This window comes from Synechococcus sp. O70.1, assembly GCF_047462215.1.
Taxonomy (GTDB): domain Bacteria; phylum Cyanobacteriota; class Cyanobacteriia; order Thermostichales; family Thermostichaceae; genus Thermostichus.
In genome coordinates, this window is record NZ_JANSIT010000002.1 from 50323 (window position 1) to 65986 (window position 15664).

At 60.3% G+C, this 15664-nt stretch carries 22 protein-coding genes and 1 pseudogene; 4 read left to right on the forward strand and 19 right to left on the reverse strand.

What is annotated here, in order from left to right:
- Window positions 1-12: 12 nt before the first annotated feature.
- The 18 genes and pseudogenes from rplO to rplC form a co-directional block, all read right to left on the reverse strand.
- Window positions 13-480, reverse strand: coding sequence for a 50S ribosomal protein L15 (rplO, locus tag NW833_RS01325; protein WP_414394244.1), 468 nt, complete (start codon window positions 478-480; stop codon window positions 13-15).
- Window positions 481-489: 9 nt separating this feature from the next.
- Complete coding sequence (gene rpsE / locus NW833_RS01330; RefSeq protein WP_414394242.1) at window positions 490-1026, reverse strand: 30S ribosomal protein S5; 537 nt, start codon at window positions 1024-1026, stop codon at window positions 490-492.
- Window positions 1027-1044: 18 nt separating this feature from the next.
- Entirely contained in the window at window positions 1045-1413 is a 369-nt protein-coding gene (gene rplR, locus NW833_RS01335) for a 50S ribosomal protein L18 (protein WP_414394401.1), read from the reverse strand.
- An 8-nt stretch (window positions 1414-1421) separates the two neighbouring features.
- A complete protein-coding gene (gene rplF, locus NW833_RS01340) occupies window positions 1422-1967 on the reverse strand; it encodes a 50S ribosomal protein L6 (RefSeq protein ID WP_414404822.1) in 546 nt (181 codons plus the stop codon).
- Window positions 1968-1992: 25 nt separating this feature from the next.
- Window positions 1993-2403 (reverse strand): 30S ribosomal protein S8, encoded by a 411-nt coding sequence (gene rpsH / locus NW833_RS01345; RefSeq protein WP_414394238.1) that lies wholly within the window; start codon window positions 2401-2403, stop codon window positions 1993-1995.
- 55 nt (window positions 2404-2458) lie between these two features.
- Entirely contained in the window at window positions 2459-3001 is a 543-nt protein-coding gene (rplE, locus tag NW833_RS01350) for a 50S ribosomal protein L5 (RefSeq protein WP_414410320.1), read from the reverse strand.
- 48 nt (window positions 3002-3049) lie between these two features.
- Window positions 3050-3448 carry a 50S ribosomal protein L24 gene (gene rplX, locus NW833_RS01355; RefSeq protein WP_414404824.1) on the reverse strand — a complete coding sequence of 133 codons (399 nt, stop codon included), beginning with the start codon at window positions 3446-3448 and terminating at the stop codon, window positions 3050-3052.
- A complete protein-coding gene (rplN, locus tag NW833_RS01360; protein ID WP_414404825.1) occupies window positions 3448-3816 on the reverse strand; it encodes a 50S ribosomal protein L14 in 369 nt (122 codons plus the stop codon). Before rplN ends, rplX begins: the two co-directional genes overlap by 1 nt.
- Window positions 3813-4064 (reverse strand): 30S ribosomal protein S17, encoded by a 252-nt coding sequence (gene rpsQ, locus NW833_RS01365; RefSeq protein ID WP_414394231.1) that lies wholly within the window; start codon window positions 4062-4064, stop codon window positions 3813-3815. The genes rplN and rpsQ overlap by 4 nt, the downstream gene beginning before the upstream one ends.
- The gene (rpmC, locus tag NW833_RS01370) at window positions 4064-4300 is read right to left on the reverse strand and encodes a 50S ribosomal protein L29 (RefSeq protein WP_414394229.1); all 237 of its coding nucleotides are present in this window, start codon (window positions 4298-4300) and stop codon (window positions 4064-4066) included. The genes rpsQ and rpmC overlap by 1 nt, the downstream gene beginning before the upstream one ends.
- Before the next feature lie 15 nt (window positions 4301-4315).
- The gene (rplP, locus tag NW833_RS01375; RefSeq protein ID WP_414411286.1) at window positions 4316-4792 is read right to left on the reverse strand and encodes a 50S ribosomal protein L16; all 477 of its coding nucleotides are present in this window, start codon (window positions 4790-4792) and stop codon (window positions 4316-4318) included.
- Between the two features lie 44 nt (window positions 4793-4836).
- Window positions 4837-5580: a 30S ribosomal protein S3 gene (rpsC, locus tag NW833_RS01380; protein ID WP_414411287.1), complete on the reverse strand. Its 744-nt coding sequence runs from the start codon at window positions 5578-5580 to the stop codon at window positions 4837-4839.
- 32 nt (window positions 5581-5612) lie between these two features.
- Window positions 5613-5984 (reverse strand): 50S ribosomal protein L22, encoded by a 372-nt coding sequence (gene rplV, locus NW833_RS01385; RefSeq protein WP_414411288.1) that lies wholly within the window; start codon window positions 5982-5984, stop codon window positions 5613-5615.
- Window positions 5985-6009: 25 nt separating this feature from the next.
- Entirely contained in the window at window positions 6010-6291 is a 282-nt protein-coding gene (rpsS, locus tag NW833_RS01390; RefSeq protein WP_414411289.1) for a 30S ribosomal protein S19, read from the reverse strand.
- A gap of 72 nt (window positions 6292-6363) precedes the next feature.
- Window positions 6364-7248 carry a 50S ribosomal protein L2 gene (rplB, locus tag NW833_RS01395; protein ID WP_414411290.1) on the reverse strand — a complete coding sequence of 295 codons (885 nt, stop codon included), beginning with the start codon at window positions 7246-7248 and terminating at the stop codon, window positions 6364-6366.
- A 16-nt stretch (window positions 7249-7264) separates the two neighbouring features.
- Window positions 7265-7564: a 50S ribosomal protein L23 gene (locus tag NW833_RS01400; protein ID WP_414359244.1), complete on the reverse strand. Its 300-nt coding sequence runs from the start codon at window positions 7562-7564 to the stop codon at window positions 7265-7267.
- Between the two features lie 136 nt (window positions 7565-7700).
- A pseudogene (rplD, locus tag NW833_RS01405) lies at window positions 7701-8330 on the reverse strand (50S ribosomal protein L4); the annotation flags it as partial.
- 11 nt (window positions 8331-8341) lie between these two features.
- The gene (gene rplC, locus NW833_RS01410) at window positions 8342-8986 is read right to left on the reverse strand and encodes a 50S ribosomal protein L3 (RefSeq protein ID WP_414394218.1); all 645 of its coding nucleotides are present in this window, start codon (window positions 8984-8986) and stop codon (window positions 8342-8344) included.
- Window positions 8987-9367: 381 nt separating this feature from the next.
- On the opposite strand from rplC, the gene NW833_RS01415 reads away from it, so the two are divergent.
- Both NW833_RS01415 and NW833_RS01420 read left to right on the forward strand, forming a co-directional pair.
- Entirely contained in the window at window positions 9368-11368 is a 2001-nt protein-coding gene (locus tag NW833_RS01415) for a hypothetical protein (protein WP_414411291.1), read from the forward strand.
- Between the two features lie 126 nt (window positions 11369-11494).
- Window positions 11495-12055, forward strand: coding sequence for a hypothetical protein (locus NW833_RS01420; RefSeq protein ID WP_414411292.1), 561 nt, complete (start codon window positions 11495-11497; stop codon window positions 12053-12055).
- On the opposite strand, the gene metK is transcribed toward NW833_RS01420, so the two are convergent.
- Window positions 12035-13294 (reverse strand): methionine adenosyltransferase, encoded by a 1260-nt coding sequence (gene metK, locus NW833_RS01425; protein WP_414411293.1) that lies wholly within the window; start codon window positions 13292-13294, stop codon window positions 12035-12037. The two genes, NW833_RS01420 and metK, sit on opposite strands and share 21 nt — an antisense overlap.
- 307 nt (window positions 13295-13601) lie before the next feature.
- Between metK and cobO the strand changes: the two genes are divergently transcribed.
- Together cobO and NW833_RS01435 are read left to right on the forward strand one after the other, a co-directional pair.
- A complete protein-coding gene (gene cobO, locus NW833_RS01430) occupies window positions 13602-14267 on the forward strand; it encodes a cob(I)yrinic acid a,c-diamide adenosyltransferase (RefSeq protein WP_414411294.1) in 666 nt (221 codons plus the stop codon).
- Between the two features lie 11 nt (window positions 14268-14278).
- Entirely contained in the window at window positions 14279-15655 is a 1377-nt protein-coding gene (locus NW833_RS01435; protein WP_414411295.1) for a cobyrinate a,c-diamide synthase, read from the forward strand.
- Window positions 15656-15664: the final 9 nt, after the last annotated feature.

The following is a 15664-nucleotide window of genomic DNA, read 5'->3' on the forward strand; positions in this document are numbered from 1 at the left end:
ATTGCCGCCAACCTAGGAGCGAGCGGGCCGGGATCCCACAATCTCCACTCGGCCTCCGGCGGCCTCCACTTTGGCTTTGGCCGAGGCAGTAATGGCAGCAGCCCGGATGGTCAGGGGCACGCGCACTTCCCCGTCCCCTAAGATCTTCAGCGGGCCGTCGTTGGTGGTCACGATCCCCAACTCCATTAGGCTTTCTAGAGTCACCTCGCTGCCAGCAGGCAGGGTTGCCAGAGCGCGCAGGTTGACCAGGGTGTACTGCGGGCGACGTACGTAGCGGGGGAAATGCTTGAGCTTGGGCAACCGCCGGTAGAGGGGTGTCTGACCTCCCTCAAAGCCTGGTCGAGGGCCTCCTCCGCTGCGGGCTTTTTGGCCTCGCATTCCCCTGCCGCAGGAACCTCCCTGACCAGCAGCAATACCACGGCCCAGCCGCCGCCGCCGCCGCTTCGAGCCTGGTTGGGGGCGAATATCTTCCAGTCGCATACTAACCTCCTACTTACTCAACAGGCGGCGCACGTCGATCCCTCTATCTTCAGCTACCTGCTCAAAGGTGCGCATCCGCCGCAGGGCGTCAATGGTGGCACGGGCGTTGTTGAGAGGGTTTCTGGAGCCTAGCTGCTTGGCCAAGGCATTGCGCACCCCTGCCAGTTCTAGAACGGCGCGCACCGCCCCCCCAGCAATGACCCCTGTGCCAGGAGCTGCCGGCATCACCAACACGGTAGCCGCACCGCCAGAGCCTCGCATGGGGTGGGGTACCGACAAGCCCTTGGTCAGGGGCACCTCAATCAAGTGCTTTTTGCCGTCTACTACTCCCTTGCGCACTGCTCCGAGCACATCGTTGGCTTTGCCCACGCCAACCCCCACCTGTCCACGCTCGTTGCCCACTACAACCACCGCGCGAAAGCTCAGCTTTTTGCCGCCCTTGACCACTTTGGAGACGCGCCGGATCTGGATAACCCGCTCCTGCCACTCGCCGGTTTGTTCTTCGCGGCTCTTTTTGCTTCTGCGAGGTTCTTTTTGCTCAGCCATATGCCGTTTTCTCAGAAACTAGAACTGTAGGCCTGCTTCTCGGGCAGCTTCTGCCAGGGCCCGAACCCGTCCGTGGTAGAGCTTGCCGCCGCGGTCGAAAACGACTCGAGAAATGCCTGCCTGTAGAGCTCGCTGAGCAACCGCGCGCCCCACAATTGCAGCGGCCTCTCGGGTGGCTGTGCCAACCCCTTGGAACGCTCCCCGCAGCTCTCTGTCCAGGGTGGAGGCAGAAACCAGAGTACGTTGGGCTACATCGTCGATCACCTGAGCATAGATGTGGCGGTGGGATCGAAACACAGCCAAACGGGGCCGCTCGGGAGTACCGGAAATCTTGCGGCGAATGCGGCGATGGCGGCGTTGGGTTGTGAGTTTGCGGTTGGCTTTTATTTTCATGGCTATTTCTTCCCTTTGCCGGACTTACCTGCTTTGAGACGGATCTGTTCCCCGAGGTAGCGAATCCCTTTGCCCTTGTAGGGCTCGGGCGGACGCACAGCTCGAATGCGGGCTGCTGTATTGCCCACCAGTTCTTTGTCGATGCCCGAGACCACGATGACGTTGTTGCCTTCTACCGAAATTTGAATCCCGGGCGGGAAAGGGATCTCCACGGGGTGGCTGTAGCCGACGTTTAGGATCAACTTGTTGCCCTGCGTGGAAGCTCGGTATCCCACGCCCACCAGTTCCAGCCTGCGCTCAAATCCCTTGGATACTCCATCGACCATGTTGGCAATCAAGGTGCGGCAGAGGCCGTGCAGCTGGCGGGCCGGACGAGACTCGTTGACCCGGCTGACTAGGAGTCTTTGGTCTTCTTGACGCACGGCAATCAAGGGAGGCAAGGTGCGCAGTAGCTGCCCCTTCGGGCCTTTGACCGAGATCTGTTGACCCTCGATGTGAACCTCAACCTTGGGGGGAAGGGGAATGGGGCGTCTGCCAATACGAGACATGGAGGCACTCCTGACCAGAGAAACCTTAATAGACGTAGCAGAGCACTTCGCCGCCGATGCCCCGCTTGCGAGCCTCCCGGTCGGTCATGATGCCGCTGGAGGTGGAGATGATGGCAATTCCAATGCCTCCCAGCACCCGGGGCAGTTCTTTATGGCCGCAGTAAACCCGCAGGCCAGGCCGGCTTACCCGCTTGAGGCCATTGATGATGGGTCGGCGGTCTTTGCCTTTGCCTTTGTACTTCAACTGCAGCACAATCCGCGCTTGGATCCCTTCTCCCTCCTCCTTCCAGCTGCTGACAAAACCTTCCTCGTGGAGAACGCGGGCAATGCTGCGGGTCATGCGCGTGGCCGGAACCGCCACCGATTCGTGCCGAGCCATAGTGGCATTGCGAATGCGGGTGAGCATGTCGGCAATCGTGTCGTTGGTGTGGGCCATGGGTGGGTTAGTGCTCCTGGGAAGATAGTTGAGGGAATTGTGGGTAGGGGTAAGCCTAAGAAGCAAAGGGCATGCCAAACTCCCTAAGCAGGGCACGGCCCTCTTCGTCGGTCCTAGCGGTGGTGACAATGCAGATGTCCATGCCTCGAATCTGGTCAACGGCGTCGTAGTTGACTTCGGGAAAGATCAGTTGCTCGCGAATTCCGAGGGTGTAGTTGCCGCGCCCGTCAAAGGATTTGGGGTTGACGCCGCGGAAGTCGCGAATGCGGGGCAAAGCCAGGTTGATGAGGCGATCCAAGAACGCATACATCCGCTCCCGCCGCAGGGTCACCATCAGGCCAACGGGCATGCCCTTGCGGATCTTAAAACTGGCAATGGCCTTCTTGGCGCGGGTAATTACAGGGCGTTGACCAGTAATGGCGCTAATTTCCGCAATGGAAGATTCCAGGGCCTTGGCATTTTGAGAGGCCTCTCCCAAGCCGCGATTGATGACAATTTTCTCCAAGCGAGGCACTTGGTGGATGTTGGTGTAGCCCAACTCCTTTTGCAGCTTGGGAACGATGACCGTGTGGTAGAGGACTTGCAGACGTTGGGGCATGGTAAGTTCTCCTTCCTGCTCTGGGCTGGGTCAGAGCTCTCGAAATCTCTAGTCAAGGATCTCGCCGGTTTTCTTGAGAACGCGGACTTTGCGGCCATCGGCGGTAATTTGGTAGCCGACCCGGCTGGCAACCTCGTGCTTTTTGGAATAAAGCATCACCTTGCAGGCGTGGATGGGGGCTTCTTTGGTCTCAATCCGGCCCTTTTCGCCTTCCCGTTGGGGCTTGCGGTGGTAGGTAACGATGTTAACTCCTTCCACCAAAACCATGTTGCGTTCGGGAAAGACCCGCAACACCTCGCCGACTTTGCCTTTGTCGTCACCCGAAATTACCTGGACGAAATCCCCTTTTTTGATGCGCATCTTATAGCGCAGACTGTTGCGGTGCTTGCGAACGCCAGGTTGGCGGAGAAGTCGTCGGATTTGGCTGGGCTTAAGAGGGCGAGCCATTACAGGACCTCCGGCGCAAGCGAGATGATCTTGGTAAAGTTTTTCTCCCGCAGCTCGCGGGCTACAGGGCCAAAGACGCGGGTTCCCCGGGGGTTGCCATCGTTGTTGATGATCACGGCAGCGTTGTCGTCAAAGCGGATGCAGGTACCATCAGGGCGGCGCACCGTGTCCACCGTGCGGATGACAACGGCCCTGACCACATCGGATTTTTTAACTGGCATGTTGGGCAGAGCCTCTTTGACAACACCAACAATCACATCGCCTAGGCTGGCATAGCGACGGCCGCTGCTGCCCAAGACGCGGATGCACATGAGCTTGCGGGCGCCGGTGTTGTCGGCTACCGTGAGCATGGTTTGCTGTTGAATCATAGCTTCTTCATCTCCCGTAGGATCTCAACCACCCGCCAGCGTTTGGTACGGCTGAGGGGACGGGTTTCGACGATGCGCACCAGATCCCCTTCTTGGCAGCGGTTTTCCTCGTCGTGGGCTTTAAACTTTTTGGTTTTGACGACGATTTTGCCGTACTTTGGGTGGGCAACCCGGTTTTCTACGGCAACAACCACCGTCTTTTGCATCTTGTTGCTGACAACAACGCCAATCTTTTCGCGAGCAGGCATTACTCCTCCTTCTTGACCTGAGTTGAGGGCAAGGATTTGCCACGTTTGCGCTCTGCCTCCACGGTCAGCAGTTGAGCTAGCTTGTGCTTGCGCAGGCGAATGAGGTGGGGTTGAGTAAGCTGCCGTGTGGCTTGCTGCAGACGCAACTCGAACAGCTCTTTTTTGACGGCGTAGATCTCTTGGGCCAATTCTTCGTCTGATAGGGCGCGTGCATCGGCAATTTTGGGCATAGGCATGGTAACTTTCCTCCTCTAGCTAGCGCTAGCTGCTACTTCCGCGGCTTCTGCAGTTGCTTCCTGAGCAGGTTCTGGCTTCTCAAAGTCAGCTTTGGTTACAAACTTAACTTTGATGGGAAGCTTGTGAGCGGCCAGGCGCATGGCCTCCCGGGCTGTTGCTTCAGGAACTCCCCCCATTTCAAAAAGGACGCGGCCTGGCTTGACGACGCAAACCCAGTACTCGGGGTTGCCTTTGCCGGATCCCATGCGGGTTTCGGCAGGCTTCCGGGTAACGGGCTTGTCGGGAAAGATGCGGATCCAGATCTGGCCTCCCCGCCGAATGTAGCGGCTCATAACCCGACGGCTGGCCTCGATCTGTCGTGCGGTAATCCAAGCGGGCTCTAGGGCCACAAGGCCATATTCCCCAAAGCTGATGCGGTTGCCACGGGTTGCCTTGCCCTTCATGCGCCCACGCTGCTGCTTGCGGTATTTGGTTCGTTTGGGGCTTAACATGGCCGCTCCTTGAGTAACTGCAGTAGGGGTTCCGCTCTTGGCCCTCAGACCTTGGCTGAGCGGTCTTCAAAGGTAGGCCGCCGCCGTTGCTGCCGACGCTTGGCCGGCTGCAAGGAAACTTTGGGTTCGAGACTTTCTTGGCCAGGAAGGATTTCTCCTTTGAAGACCCAGACCTTGACCCCAATGACGCCATAGGTGGTCTGAGCAACGCGCTCGGCATAGTCAATGTCTGCCCGCAGAGTCTGCAGAGGGATCCGGCCTTCCCGCGTCCACTCGCTGCGAGCAATCTCAGCACCGTTCAGCCGCCCGGCAACTTGAACCTTGATCCCTTGCACGCCAGCCCGCTGGGCTCGTTGGATAACCTGGCGGACAATGCGACGAAAGGCAATCCGCCGCTCCAACTGCTGGGCAATGTTTTCCGCCAACAATGTCGCCTCCGCATCAGGACGGGTAACCTCGACTACATTGATGCGGATGGTTCTATTGGGGCTGCCGCGCAGGCTTAGCTCTTTTTGCAAGCCCTGGCGCAGCTCTTCAAGGCCGGACCCCCCACGGCCGACCACGACACCCGGTCGTGCAGCTCGGATTTCCAGGTCGATCTGATCGGCTTTGCGCTCAATCTGAATGTCAGCTAGACCAGCGTTGCTCAGCTTCTTGGTTATATAGGTGCGGATGAAATCGTCCTCCTGCAGCAGGGCTGGGTAGTGAGCTGGGTCGGCAAACCAGCGGCTGCGGTGTTCCTTGATAATGCCGAGGCGCAAGCCGAAAGGGTGGATCTTCTGGCCCATGGTACGCGGTTAAAGGGTAGAGGTCGGGAAATTTAGGGAGCCGTCTCCGCCTTAGCTTCTAGAGGCCGGACAGCAATGGTGATGTGGCAGGTGCGCTTGCGGATTGGGTAGGCCCGGCCTTGGGCGCGGGGGCGATACCGCTTCAGCGTCGGCCCCTGGTCAGCGTAGGCTTTGCTGATGACAAGATTGCGGGGATCCAGGCCGTTGTTGTGTTCGGCATTGGCTACCGCTGAGCGCAGCACCTTGCGCACCGGCTCGCAGGCAGCGTAAGGCATGAACTCCAGCAGAATTAAGGCATCGGCATAGGTGCGCCCCCGGATTTGGTTGAGGACGCGCCGCACCTTGTATGGAGACATGCGAATGTAACGGGCTACCGCTTTAACTTCAGGGGAAGGATCGGCCATAGCGTTCTCCTCTTCCTTGCTGAATTCAAGAGCGGGCGGCTTTCTTGTCACTGCCGGCGTGGCCGCGGAAGGTGCGGGTGGGGACAAACTCCCCCAGCCTGTGACCCACCATCTGGTCAGTGATGTAGATGGGCACATGCTGCTTGCCGTTGTAAACGGCAATGGTGTGACCAATCATCACAGGGAGGATGGTGCTGGCCCGCGACCAGGTTTTGATCATTTGCTTCTCATTGCGCTCGTTGAGCTTCTCGATTTTGCGAAGCAGCTTGGCATCCACAAACGGACCTTTTTTAAGAGAACGTCCCATAGGAGTTTACCCCTCTGACACCTTGGTTCAAGCTCAAGCAATTCGGTAGGCAGCAGGTGGCTGGCCTGGCTGCTACTGCACCGCCATCCCGCCCTTGTCCCGCTGCCCACCCCGACGGCGACCGCGCACGATAAACTTGTTGCTGGGCTTGTTGCGCTTGCGGGTTTTGTGCCCCAGGGTAGGCTTACCCCAGGGGGTAACGGGAGTACTGCGGCCAATGGGGGCTTTTCCTTCCCCACCGCCGTGGGGGTGATCCACAGGGTTCATTGCTGAGCCCCGCACGTGGGGACGGCGACCCAGCCAACGGCTGCGTCCCGCCTTGCCGAGGCTGATGTTGTTGTGGTCCACATTGCCTACTTGACCGATGGTGGCATAGCATTCCCCTCGAATCATGCGAACCTCGCCCGAGGGCAGCTTTAGGGAGACATACTTGCCTTCCTTGGCTACCACCTGGGCGCCAGTTCCGGCAGCGCGAACAAGTTGTCCGCCGCGGCCGGGATAGAGCTCGACGTTGTGGACCACCGTCCCCAGGGGGATCCGCTCCAAGGGCATGGCGTTGCCCACCTCGAAGGGAGCTTCAGGCCCAGCCATGATCGTGGCTCCCACCTGGATGTGGCGAGGGGCAAGGATGTAGCGCTTCTCGCCATCGGCGTACTCCACCAAGCAGATGCGGGCGCTGCGGTTGGGATCGTACTCGATGGTCTTGACGGTGGCCGGGATCCCGCGTTTGTCGCGGCGGAAGTCGATGATGCGGTAGAGCCGCTTGTGGCCGCCGCCCCGGTGACGGCAGGTGATAACGCCGCGGTTGTTGCGGCCTTTTTTGCGGTGGATAAATTGCAGCAGCGACTTCTCCGGTCGAGGTCGCTTGCCGTTTTCATCCCGCGACAGCTCCTCAAAGTTGGAGACTGTCATGTGGCGGGCGCTAGGGGTGTAGGGTCGGAACGTGCGAATGCCCATGGCTCAACCAGGAGTGCTAGGTTTCAGGGAAGAGGACGATGGAATCGCCTTCGGCCAAAGTTACCACCGCTCGCTTGGGACGGCTGCGGTAACCCACAAAACGACCTACCCGCCGCTGCTTACGGGGCAGCTTCAGGGTGTTGACGGAAGTAACCCGTACTCCAAACATTTCCTCAACGGCGGCCCGGATGAGCGGCTTGGTGGCGTTGGGCATCACTTCAAAGACGTATTTGCGCTGCTCCATCAAAGCCGTCGTCTTCTCGGTAATAACGGGGCGCAACAGGACATCAGCCAGAATTCGCTTGCTCTCCGTCATCGTCCTCCTCCTTTTCCCCTGCGGCTTTCGGCTTCTTCTACGGCTCTTCTTGTTCAACTGGCTGAGCTTCTTGCTCTGCGACCTGAGCCTGATCCTCAAGAGGATTGGCTTGGTCTGGAGCGGCGGCTGCTGCGCCGGATCCCCAGCGGGCTTTGAGTTTCTCTAGGGCAGAGGTGGTGATTAGCACCCGATCGACCTTGAGCAGATCGAAGACGTTGATCTGATCTAGCCCAATGAGCTTGACGCGGGCAATGTTGCGCACAGCTCGCTCCACCATTTCCGAGCGCTCGGCAACAATCAGCAGAGCCGATTGATCCTCTCTCACTCCCCAGCGCAGCAGAGCTTGGGCCATAACGCGGGTCTTGGGCGGGTTAAGCTGATCCTGGAAATCCTCCACCACGATTAGGTCTTCCGCCCGGCTTTGCAGAGCAGTGCGCAGCGCTAGCTGGCGCTCTTTGCGATTCATGGCCAGGTTGTACTCCCGCTTGCGGGGGCCAAAGACTACCCCACCCTTGCGCCAAAGAGGAGAGCGGATGGAGCCAGCGCGAGCCCGCCCGGTGCCTTTTTGCCGCCACGGCTTGCGCCCTCCGCCGCGCACTTCAGCCCGCGTTTTGGTGTGGGCATTGCCCTGGCGGGCGTTGGTCATCTGACGGCGCAAAGCTAGGTAGAGAACGTGACTGGCCGTCTCGGGGCGAGCCACCTTGAAGCTCAGCTCCGCGCTGCCTACGGTTTCCCCTTGCCAATTCTTCACCACACAACTTGCCATGGCTCCCTCCGCTAGAGTCTCTTGCCCACCTGTTTGGCAGGGGTGATCTCCAGTAGCCCTCCCTCCACGCCGGGGACTGAGCCTTTGATTACCAAGAGATTCCGCTCCGGATCCACCTTCACCAACTCCAGCTTGCGGATCGTGACGCGGCGACCGCCCATCCGGCCAGCCATACGCAGTCCTGGAAACACGCGGCCAGGCCTCGTGCCAGCGCCAATGGAACCCGGCCGGCGGTGGTTCTTGGAGCCGTGGGACATGGGGCCCCGGCCAAAGTGGTGCCGCTTCTGGTAGCCGGCAAACCCCCGCCCGATAGAGGTGCCAGCCACGTCCAGTAACTGACCAGGAGAGAAGATCTCAACAGTGATCTTCTGCCCCAATTGGTAGGCTTCTGGCTGGTCGACCCGAAACTCGCGCAGGTAACGCAGCAGCTCCGTCACTCCCGCTTTGCGCAAGTGGCCGCGCTGGGCTCGCGTCAGGTGCTTCTCTGTGGTGGGCCAGTAGCCCAACTGCACCGCGTTGTAGCCGTCCGTGGCTTGGGTTTTAATTTGGGTTACGGTGCAAGGCCCGGCCTGCACGACGGTCACGGGAATGGCCAACCCTTCCGGAGAGAAGATCTGGGTCATGCCAACTTTTCTTCCAAGGATGCCAAGCGCCACAGAAACCTCCTCTCAAGCCTGCGCGGCTTGCCTTGTTGCCTTCACAGCTTGCAACCGGTTCCCTAAGCCAAATCCAGGCAGTAGGCGCGGCGGCAGAAAACCTAGGATAGCGAAGACTGCCTGCCCAGGCAAAAAAGCCGTAGAGAGGGAGCGCCTGTACCCCCAACGCTCCCGCAGCGCCAATAGCGCTGCCCTTTTTGCCTGATGACCTTGACGCCAAACTGCTTCTAGGGGCTGCTCAGACTTGCCTGCAAAGAGGCAGTATCTGCGCTAGCAGCACGCTAAGTTGCCGAGAACCGTTGTTGCTGCGGGCGGATTCAATTGACAACAGTACTACATCATAATGAGGTGACGGGCTGCTTGTCTAGGTTTTGCTAAAAAATGGGTTCAGCACCTGGGAAAGCCACGCTGGGAGACAGAGAGTTTCAGAGCGTGATGGGGTGGGCGCGGAGTGGGCTGACCCAGGCTTGTGTGGATCGCTACTGGCATTTGCTGCAGGCCGGGGCCAATCCGGCGCGGATCTTGTTTTTGGTGCGTAGCCGGCGGCAGAGGGCGGAGGTGTTGCGGCGCCTGCAGGCGCTCAGCTCGGGTTTGGTGGGCCCGCGGCGGGTTGAGACGTTTTTGCAGCGGGTGGGGCGTGCTTTGGCTGAGTATTGGCCGCAGGTATGCGCTCGCGTTCCCCAGTTGCCGCGTTCGTTTGAGCCTGTGCTTCTGGCTAAGGATCTCACTCAGTTTCTCTGTGGGCGAGTCTGTGCGTTGTGCCCGCGGCATGGGGAGGTCTTTGCGAATATTGGGCTGGACGAGTTCCAGATTTGGGATCAAGTTAGCAGCGCTGCCTATATTGCCGGAGCTTCTGGCTTGACGGCAGAAGCGGTGGGATCCCGGCTAGCAGCAGCTTGGCCGGAGAACAGGGATCCGGCCCGGGCAGAGGCCCTGGGAGCGCTGGGCTGCTGTGTAGAGCGACTATGGCAGGCGGGGCTGCAGTTGGGAGCGCTGGATTTTGGCCTGCAAATTCGTCTGTTTCAGGAGCACATCCTGCCCTTGGCGGAGTTTTGGCAGGAGTGGGATCACCTCATCGTGGACCAGGCGGAAGACAGTTGCGGGGTGGCGCTGGAGTTCTACCGCCAGGGGCAAGCCCACCTGCAGAGCCAATTCTTCAGCTACACCCTCGGCGGCGGGATCTCTTTGACGGCAATCCCGGAGGCAGTAGCCTGCTTTCTCCTGGAAAACACCCAGGTTCGGTTCCCAGAAGCCAGCTCCTGTAGCGCAGCCGGCCTGGTCCGCTTGGGGCTGCAGATAGCGCGGGCTGTGGCTCCCCAGCTTTCCTCTCGGCTGCCAGAACCACCGGCAGGGAGGCTGCCGAGGGTGGAAGTGCTGGAGGGAGAAACCCCCTTTGCGGCCCTAGAGGCTATGGTTGCCCAAATCCGACAACTTTTGGCAGCAAGGATCCCCCCCTCTCGCATCGCCGTCCTCCTGCCTCGCATGGATGCCGGAATAAGTCTAAGCCTCCAGGAGCAGTTGCCGGAGGTCTTGCCCATTGCTCCCTTCCCCGCTCTTATCCGCTACCCCCTGGTGCGGGCTCTCCTGACGGCAGCAGAAGTGGCCCATCCCCACTGGGGAGCATTTCCCACCTTGCCAGCCTGGCGGCTGCTGCTCAGCAGCGTGTTGGATCTGGATCCCATTCGAGCAACGCTGTTGGCTGAAGATACCCTGGACCCGGTAGGACGTGCCCTGCGGCCCAAAACCGCAGTGCGGCAGCCAGAGCGGGTGGGCTTTGCCAACTTGGAGCGCTACCAGAAGCTGTTGGATTGGCTGCGCAGCTACCGGCCTGGGCCTTCCTTGGCAGCTTTCTTCCAGCGCTTCTTTGCCGAGCACCTGGTCACTGCTTCCCCTCAGGATCAAGAGCTGCTGCAGTTGCTAACGGATGCAGCCCAGCGATTTCGCCGCGCCTTTCCTACAGCAGGGGATCCTGCCTTTTTGGCCATGATTCGCTCGGGACAAACCCCTAGCAACAGCCGCTTTGAGCCCGACTACTCCCGCTACCTGGTGGTAGCCACGCCAGCGGCCTACATCCATCGCGGCTTGGAGGCCGACTACCAGTTTTGGTTTGACATCACCAACCCCAGCTGGTCCCCCTCTCTCTGGCGCGGGCTCTACAACAGCCATGTGCTGACACCGGAATGGGATGGGGGAGTTTTCGATGCGGCTCGGGATCGAGAGGCACGCCAGCAAGTCCTAGCTCGCACCCTGCTCAACCTCTGCTGCCGAGCACGGCAGGGCCTGTGGCTGGTGCGCTCCACTTTTAACTACCGCGGCGAAGAGAACACCGGCACCCTAGACTTGCTGGTGTTGAAGGCGGCAAAAGGTACGGCTTGCTCCTAGGGGCGGGACTGGGTCAGGTGGCTGACCTGCGGCTGGGTAGCAGGGGACAGACGGGGGTAGTTCGAGCACTTCCTCACTGCTTTTGGGTTAGCTTTGGGGTGAGTTTCCTGGCGCTAGGAGCGGCCGATGGATTCCGCCACCTTTTTGGAGCGCTACGGATTCGAGCTGCAGGGTCAGACCAGCCAAAGGTGGGTAGAGCGCTGGAGCAGGCAGTTCCCAAGCCCTTGGATCCCAGCTGCTTTGCTGGAGGCCCTCTACCAAGGCCGCTACAAGGCCACGTCCGTAGAGCAGATCCTCCGCCTCTGGCAGCGCCGCGGTGCTCCCCACCTCACCTTTCCCCCGGAAATGAGCCGATCCCTGTGGCGAGAACAAGAAGAGCTGATCCGCTCCTTGAGTCCAACTGCCGCCAGCTTCCTTGTCCGACCTCCTTCACCTCTTTCAGCCTCCTCTGGCAAGGGATCCCGCTTTGCGGAGGAAGCTGCCATTTCCCTTGAGCTGTTGTTAGCAGAGCTGCAGGACCTTCCCCCCAAGCTCCGCCACCTGCTCCGGGAGCTGCAACCCGCCTCCCTGGCCTGCGAGTCAGAGCTCTCGGTTACCTTGGAGCTCCAGCCTGTCGACTCTCCTGCTCCTGCTTCCCTGAAAGAATCCCAGGTTTCCCCCTCTCGCTCAGGGCAGGGCGACACTTGAGCTGGAGAGAGCTTCCTCGCGCAGCAGGTCGGCTTTGTCGGTGCGCTCCCAAGGCAGGTCCAGATGGGTTTGCCCGAAGTGGCCGTAGACGGCTACATTTTGGTAGAAGCGTCCCCCTCGCTGCCGGGGTAGCTCCTGAAGTTGAAAGTGGGCCAGAATAGCTGCTGGCCGCAGGTCGAAGTGGCGCTGCACCAGCCGCAGAAGCTCCTCGTCAGGGATGCGCCCTGTGCCAAAGGTTTCCACCAACAGGTTGATGGGCCGAGCCACTCCAATAGCGTAGCTGACCTGTACCTCGCATTTCTGGGCCAGGCCGGCAGCCACGATGTTTTTGGCAACATAGCGGGCGGCGTAGGCCGCGCTGCGATCCACTTTGGTGGGATCCTTGCCGGAGAAAGCGCCACCCCCATGGCGGGCATAGCCCCCATAGGTATCGACGATAATCTTGCGCCCTGTCAGGCCGGCATCCCCCTGGGGGCCGCCGATGACGAATTTGCCAGTGGGGTTGGTGAGGAAGCGGGTATTGCTGTCTGGTTTGATGGGCAGCTCGGCAAACACAGGCTTTACCACCGCCTCCCAGAGATCGGCGCGGATGCGCTCTTGCACTGCCGTCTCTTCCGTAATGTCGCCGATGGTTGGCGTGTGCTGGGTGGAGATGAGCAGGGTGTGGATGCCCACTGGACGCCCCCCCTCATAGGCTACCGTTACCTGGGTCTTGCCGTCAGGGCGCAGATAGGACAGGGTACCGTTCTTGCGAACCGTAGCCAACTGGCGGCTGAGGCGGTGAGCCAAGCTGATGGGCAGGGGCATCAGTTCGGGGGTCTCGTTGCAGGCAAAACCAAACATCAAGCCCTGATCGCCAGCTCCCAGCAGGTCGAATTCATCTTCCCAGACGGTGCGACTTTCCAGTGACCTGCTCACCCCTTGGGCAATATCAGGAGATTGCTCATCGAAGGCTACTAGCACCGCGCAGCTGTCTGCAGAGAAGCCATTCTCGGCATCGGTATAGCCAATTTCGGTCAGCTTGTCCCGCACCAAGCGCGTGAAGTTGACATGCGCCTTCGAGGTGATCTCCCCCGTGAGGAGCACCATGCCCGTGCTCACCACTACCTCTGCCGCCACCCGGCTGGAGGGATCTGCCGTCAAGAGGGCATCCACAACGGCATCGGAGATCTGATCGCAGATTTTGTCGGGATGCCCTTCTGTCACCGACTCGGAAGAAAACAGGAATGACTTGGACAAGGAACCTCTCCTCAAGACGAAACCCACGCAAGCTGGTAGAACCCGCCTCTGGGTTCATCTGCAGCAAGGCATGCCCAGCCTTACTAATATACCCCCCTCAGCCAGTGAGGATCTGCTTCAGCCGCTCGCCATTTTTGCGGCCCTGGGGAAGAGCACCCCTAATAAAAAAGCGCCGCCAGGAGGGATCCCCCAGCTCTGTCAAAATCCTAATCCAACAGCAGCAGCTCTCGGAAAATCTAGAAAACCGGAAGCCGAATTCGGAGTCTGGCCTGCTAGAGTGCTCCTACAAGTCCTTGCCGCTGCAACCATGACCCACCCGTTTCCAACCGCCCCCAACCCGGAACTGGAAGCCGAGCGCAACCGGCAGCACCGCCAAAGAATGCAGCGCCGCCAGCAAATCCAGCGGCAACGCCTGGCAGGCATGCGTGACAACAAAGGCTTAGTTATCGTCTATACAGGTCAGGGCAAGGGCAAAAGCACGGCGGCTTTTGGTACTGTCTTGCGTGCCCTCGGCCAGGGCTTATCGGTGGGGGTGGTGCAGTTCATCAAAGGGGCCTGGGATCCAGGCGAAGCCAAACTGTTGCGCAAGTTGGCTGCCCATCCCGAACTGGGGCTGGGAAAAGTTGCCTTTTATGCCATGGGGGAAGGCTTTACCTGGGAGACCCAGGATCGCGAGCGGGACATTGCCTGCGCCCAGGCAGCCTGGGAAAAGGGGCGGGAGCTATTTGGCAGCGGCGAGTACCACCTGGTGGTTTTGGATGAGATCAACGTTGCCCTTAAGCTGGGATATCTCTCGCTGGAGCAAGTGCTGGCTGGCCTAGCCGAAAAACCTGAACGGGTGCATGTGATCCTCACTGGGCGAGGTGCGCCGGCAGGGCTAATTGAGCGAGCTGACCTGGTAACGGAAATGGCCTTGGTCAAGCATCCCTTTCGCGACCAAGGGATCAAAGCCCAAATGGGTATCGAGTTCTAGCCCTTGGACAAATGGCGATCCTGCTGGCAGCAGCGGCAAGCGGCAGTGGCAAGACCACCGTCACGTTAGCCCTGTTGGCTGCGCTCCGGCGGCGGGGCCTGCGCATCCAGCCCTTTAAGGTGGGGCCCGATTACATCGATCCCCCGTTCCACACGGCAGTGGCCGGGATTCCCTCGCGCAATTTGGATCCCTTTTTAACCGACGAGGACTTTGTGCAGCGCTGCTTTCGCTACCACTGCCAGGACAAAGATGGGGCGATTGTAGAAGGCGCGATGGGCCTCTTCGATGGGCGAGGGCCCGGATCCCTGCCCGGCGGGACAGAGCCTTCCTGGGCTAGCAGCGCCCATGTGGCTCGCCTGCTGGGGATCCCGGTGGTGCTGGTCATCGACAGCAGCGGCATGGGAACGACGGCGGCCGCCCTGCTCTACGGCCTAAGCCACTTCGATCCCCGCCTGACTATTGCCGGCGTCATCTTCAACCGGGTGGCCTCAGAGCGCCATGGCCAGATGTTGCAGCAGGCAGCAGCAGCCGTGGGGATCCCGGTTTTGGGGCAATTCCCCCGCCGCGAGGACTTGCGCCTGCCCAGCCGCTACCTGGGGCTGGTACCTGTCTTAGAACTGGCTGGCTTCTCCCGCTGGCAGGAGGCCTGGGCTGAGCTGGCGGAGCAACACCTAGATTGGGATCAGCTTCTGCCCCTAATCCGCTCACTACCGCCGGCAGTGGGGGAGCTCTGGCCAGGGATCTGCCCCCTTGCAACGCCCGTGCGCGTGGCAGTGGCCCGCGATGCCGCCTTTAACTTCTACTACGCCGACAACTTAGATCTCCTGCGGGCTTGGGGGGCGGAGCTATTGGAGTACTCCCCCCTGGAGGTAGGGCTGTGGCCGCCGGATCCCTGCGATGGCCTGCTCTTGGGGGGCGGGTTTCCAGAACTGTTTGCCGCGGCCCTCTCTGAAAAAATAGCCCAGCAAACTCCGCCACCCATCCACCCCCCCCTCTATGCCGAATGCGGCGGCTTGATGGTGCTGGGAAAGTCCCTCACCGATTGGGACGGAAAGACCTACCCCATGGCTGGCCTGTTGCCCATCACCGTGGACATGGGTGAGCGGCTGTACCTGGGCTACCGCGAGGCTAAAGTCCTGCGCCCCACCCTCCTGGCACCGGCTGGGGATTGCCTGCGGGGACACGAGTTTCACCGCTCCCGCAGCAGCCCCCCCTGCCCAAGCCCAGTCTACGCTTGGGGATCCCCGCCCCAGCAGGAAGGCTGGGCCAATGAGCGCTTGCATGCTTCCTACCTGCATCTCCACTGGGGATCCCGTCCCGATCTCGCAGCGCGGCTACTCCAGAATTTTTTGAGGGTGGCTAGAAACGCTCTTGATCCCCCGTTGTAGAGAGGTTTT

What these genes read in the sequence shown, in the direction of transcription:
- rpsH (WP_414394238.1), bottom strand. Translation starts at nt 2,403, where the DNA reads ATGGCCCACACCAACGACACGATTGCCGACATGCTCACCCGCATTCGC.
- rplF (WP_414404822.1), bottom strand. Translation starts at nt 1,967, where the DNA reads ATGTCTCGTATTGGCAGACGCCCCATTCCCCTTCCCCCCAAGGTTGAG.
- cobO (WP_414411294.1), top strand. Translation starts at nt 13,602, where the DNA reads ATGACCCACCCGTTTCCAACCGCCCCCAACCCGGAACTGGAAGCCGAG.
- rplN (WP_414404825.1), bottom strand. Translation starts at nt 3,816, where the DNA reads ATGATTCAACAGCAAACCATGCTCACGGTAGCCGACAACACCGGCGCC.
- NW833_RS01415 (WP_414411291.1), top strand. Translation starts at nt 9,368, where the DNA reads ATGGGTTCAGCACCTGGGAAAGCCACGCTGGGAGACAGAGAGTTTCAG.
- rplB (WP_414411290.1), bottom strand. Translation starts at nt 7,248, where the DNA reads ATGGGCATTCGCACGTTCCGACCCTACACCCCTAGCGCCCGCCACATG.
- rplP (WP_414411286.1), bottom strand. Translation starts at nt 4,792, where the DNA reads ATGTTAAGCCCCAAACGAACCAAATACCGCAAGCAGCAGCGTGGGCGC.
- rpsS (WP_414411289.1), bottom strand. Translation starts at nt 6,291, where the DNA reads ATGGGACGTTCTCTTAAAAAAGGTCCGTTTGTGGATGCCAAGCTGCTT.
- rplV (WP_414411288.1), bottom strand. Translation starts at nt 5,984, where the DNA reads ATGGCCGATCCTTCCCCTGAAGTTAAAGCGGTAGCCCGTTACATTCGC.
- rplX (WP_414404824.1), bottom strand. Translation starts at nt 3,448, where the DNA reads ATGGCTCGCCCTCTTAAGCCCAGCCAAATCCGACGACTTCTCCGCCAA.
- rpmC (WP_414394229.1), bottom strand. Translation starts at nt 4,300, where the DNA reads ATGCCTATGCCCAAAATTGCCGATGCACGCGCCCTATCAGACGAAGAA.
- NW833_RS01435 (WP_414411295.1), top strand. Translation starts at nt 14,279, where the DNA reads ATGGCGATCCTGCTGGCAGCAGCGGCAAGCGGCAGTGGCAAGACCACC.
- rplO (WP_414394244.1), bottom strand. Translation starts at nt 480, where the DNA reads ATGCGACTGGAAGATATTCGCCCCCAACCAGGCTCGAAGCGGCGGCGG.
- rpsQ (WP_414394231.1), bottom strand. Translation starts at nt 4,064, where the DNA reads ATGCCTGCTCGCGAAAAGATTGGCGTTGTTGTCAGCAACAAGATGCAA.
- NW833_RS01420 (WP_414411292.1), top strand. Translation starts at nt 11,495, where the DNA reads ATGGATTCCGCCACCTTTTTGGAGCGCTACGGATTCGAGCTGCAGGGT.
- rpsE (WP_414394242.1), bottom strand. Translation starts at nt 1,026, where the DNA reads ATGGCTGAGCAAAAAGAACCTCGCAGAAGCAAAAAGAGCCGCGAAGAA.
- NW833_RS01400 (WP_414359244.1), bottom strand. Translation starts at nt 7,564, where the DNA reads ATGACGGAGAGCAAGCGAATTCTGGCTGATGTCCTGTTGCGCCCCGTT.
- rpsC (WP_414411287.1), bottom strand. Translation starts at nt 5,580, where the DNA reads ATGGGCCAGAAGATCCACCCTTTCGGCTTGCGCCTCGGCATTATCAAG.
- rplE (WP_414410320.1), bottom strand. Translation starts at nt 3,001, where the DNA reads ATGCCCCAACGTCTGCAAGTCCTCTACCACACGGTCATCGTTCCCAAG.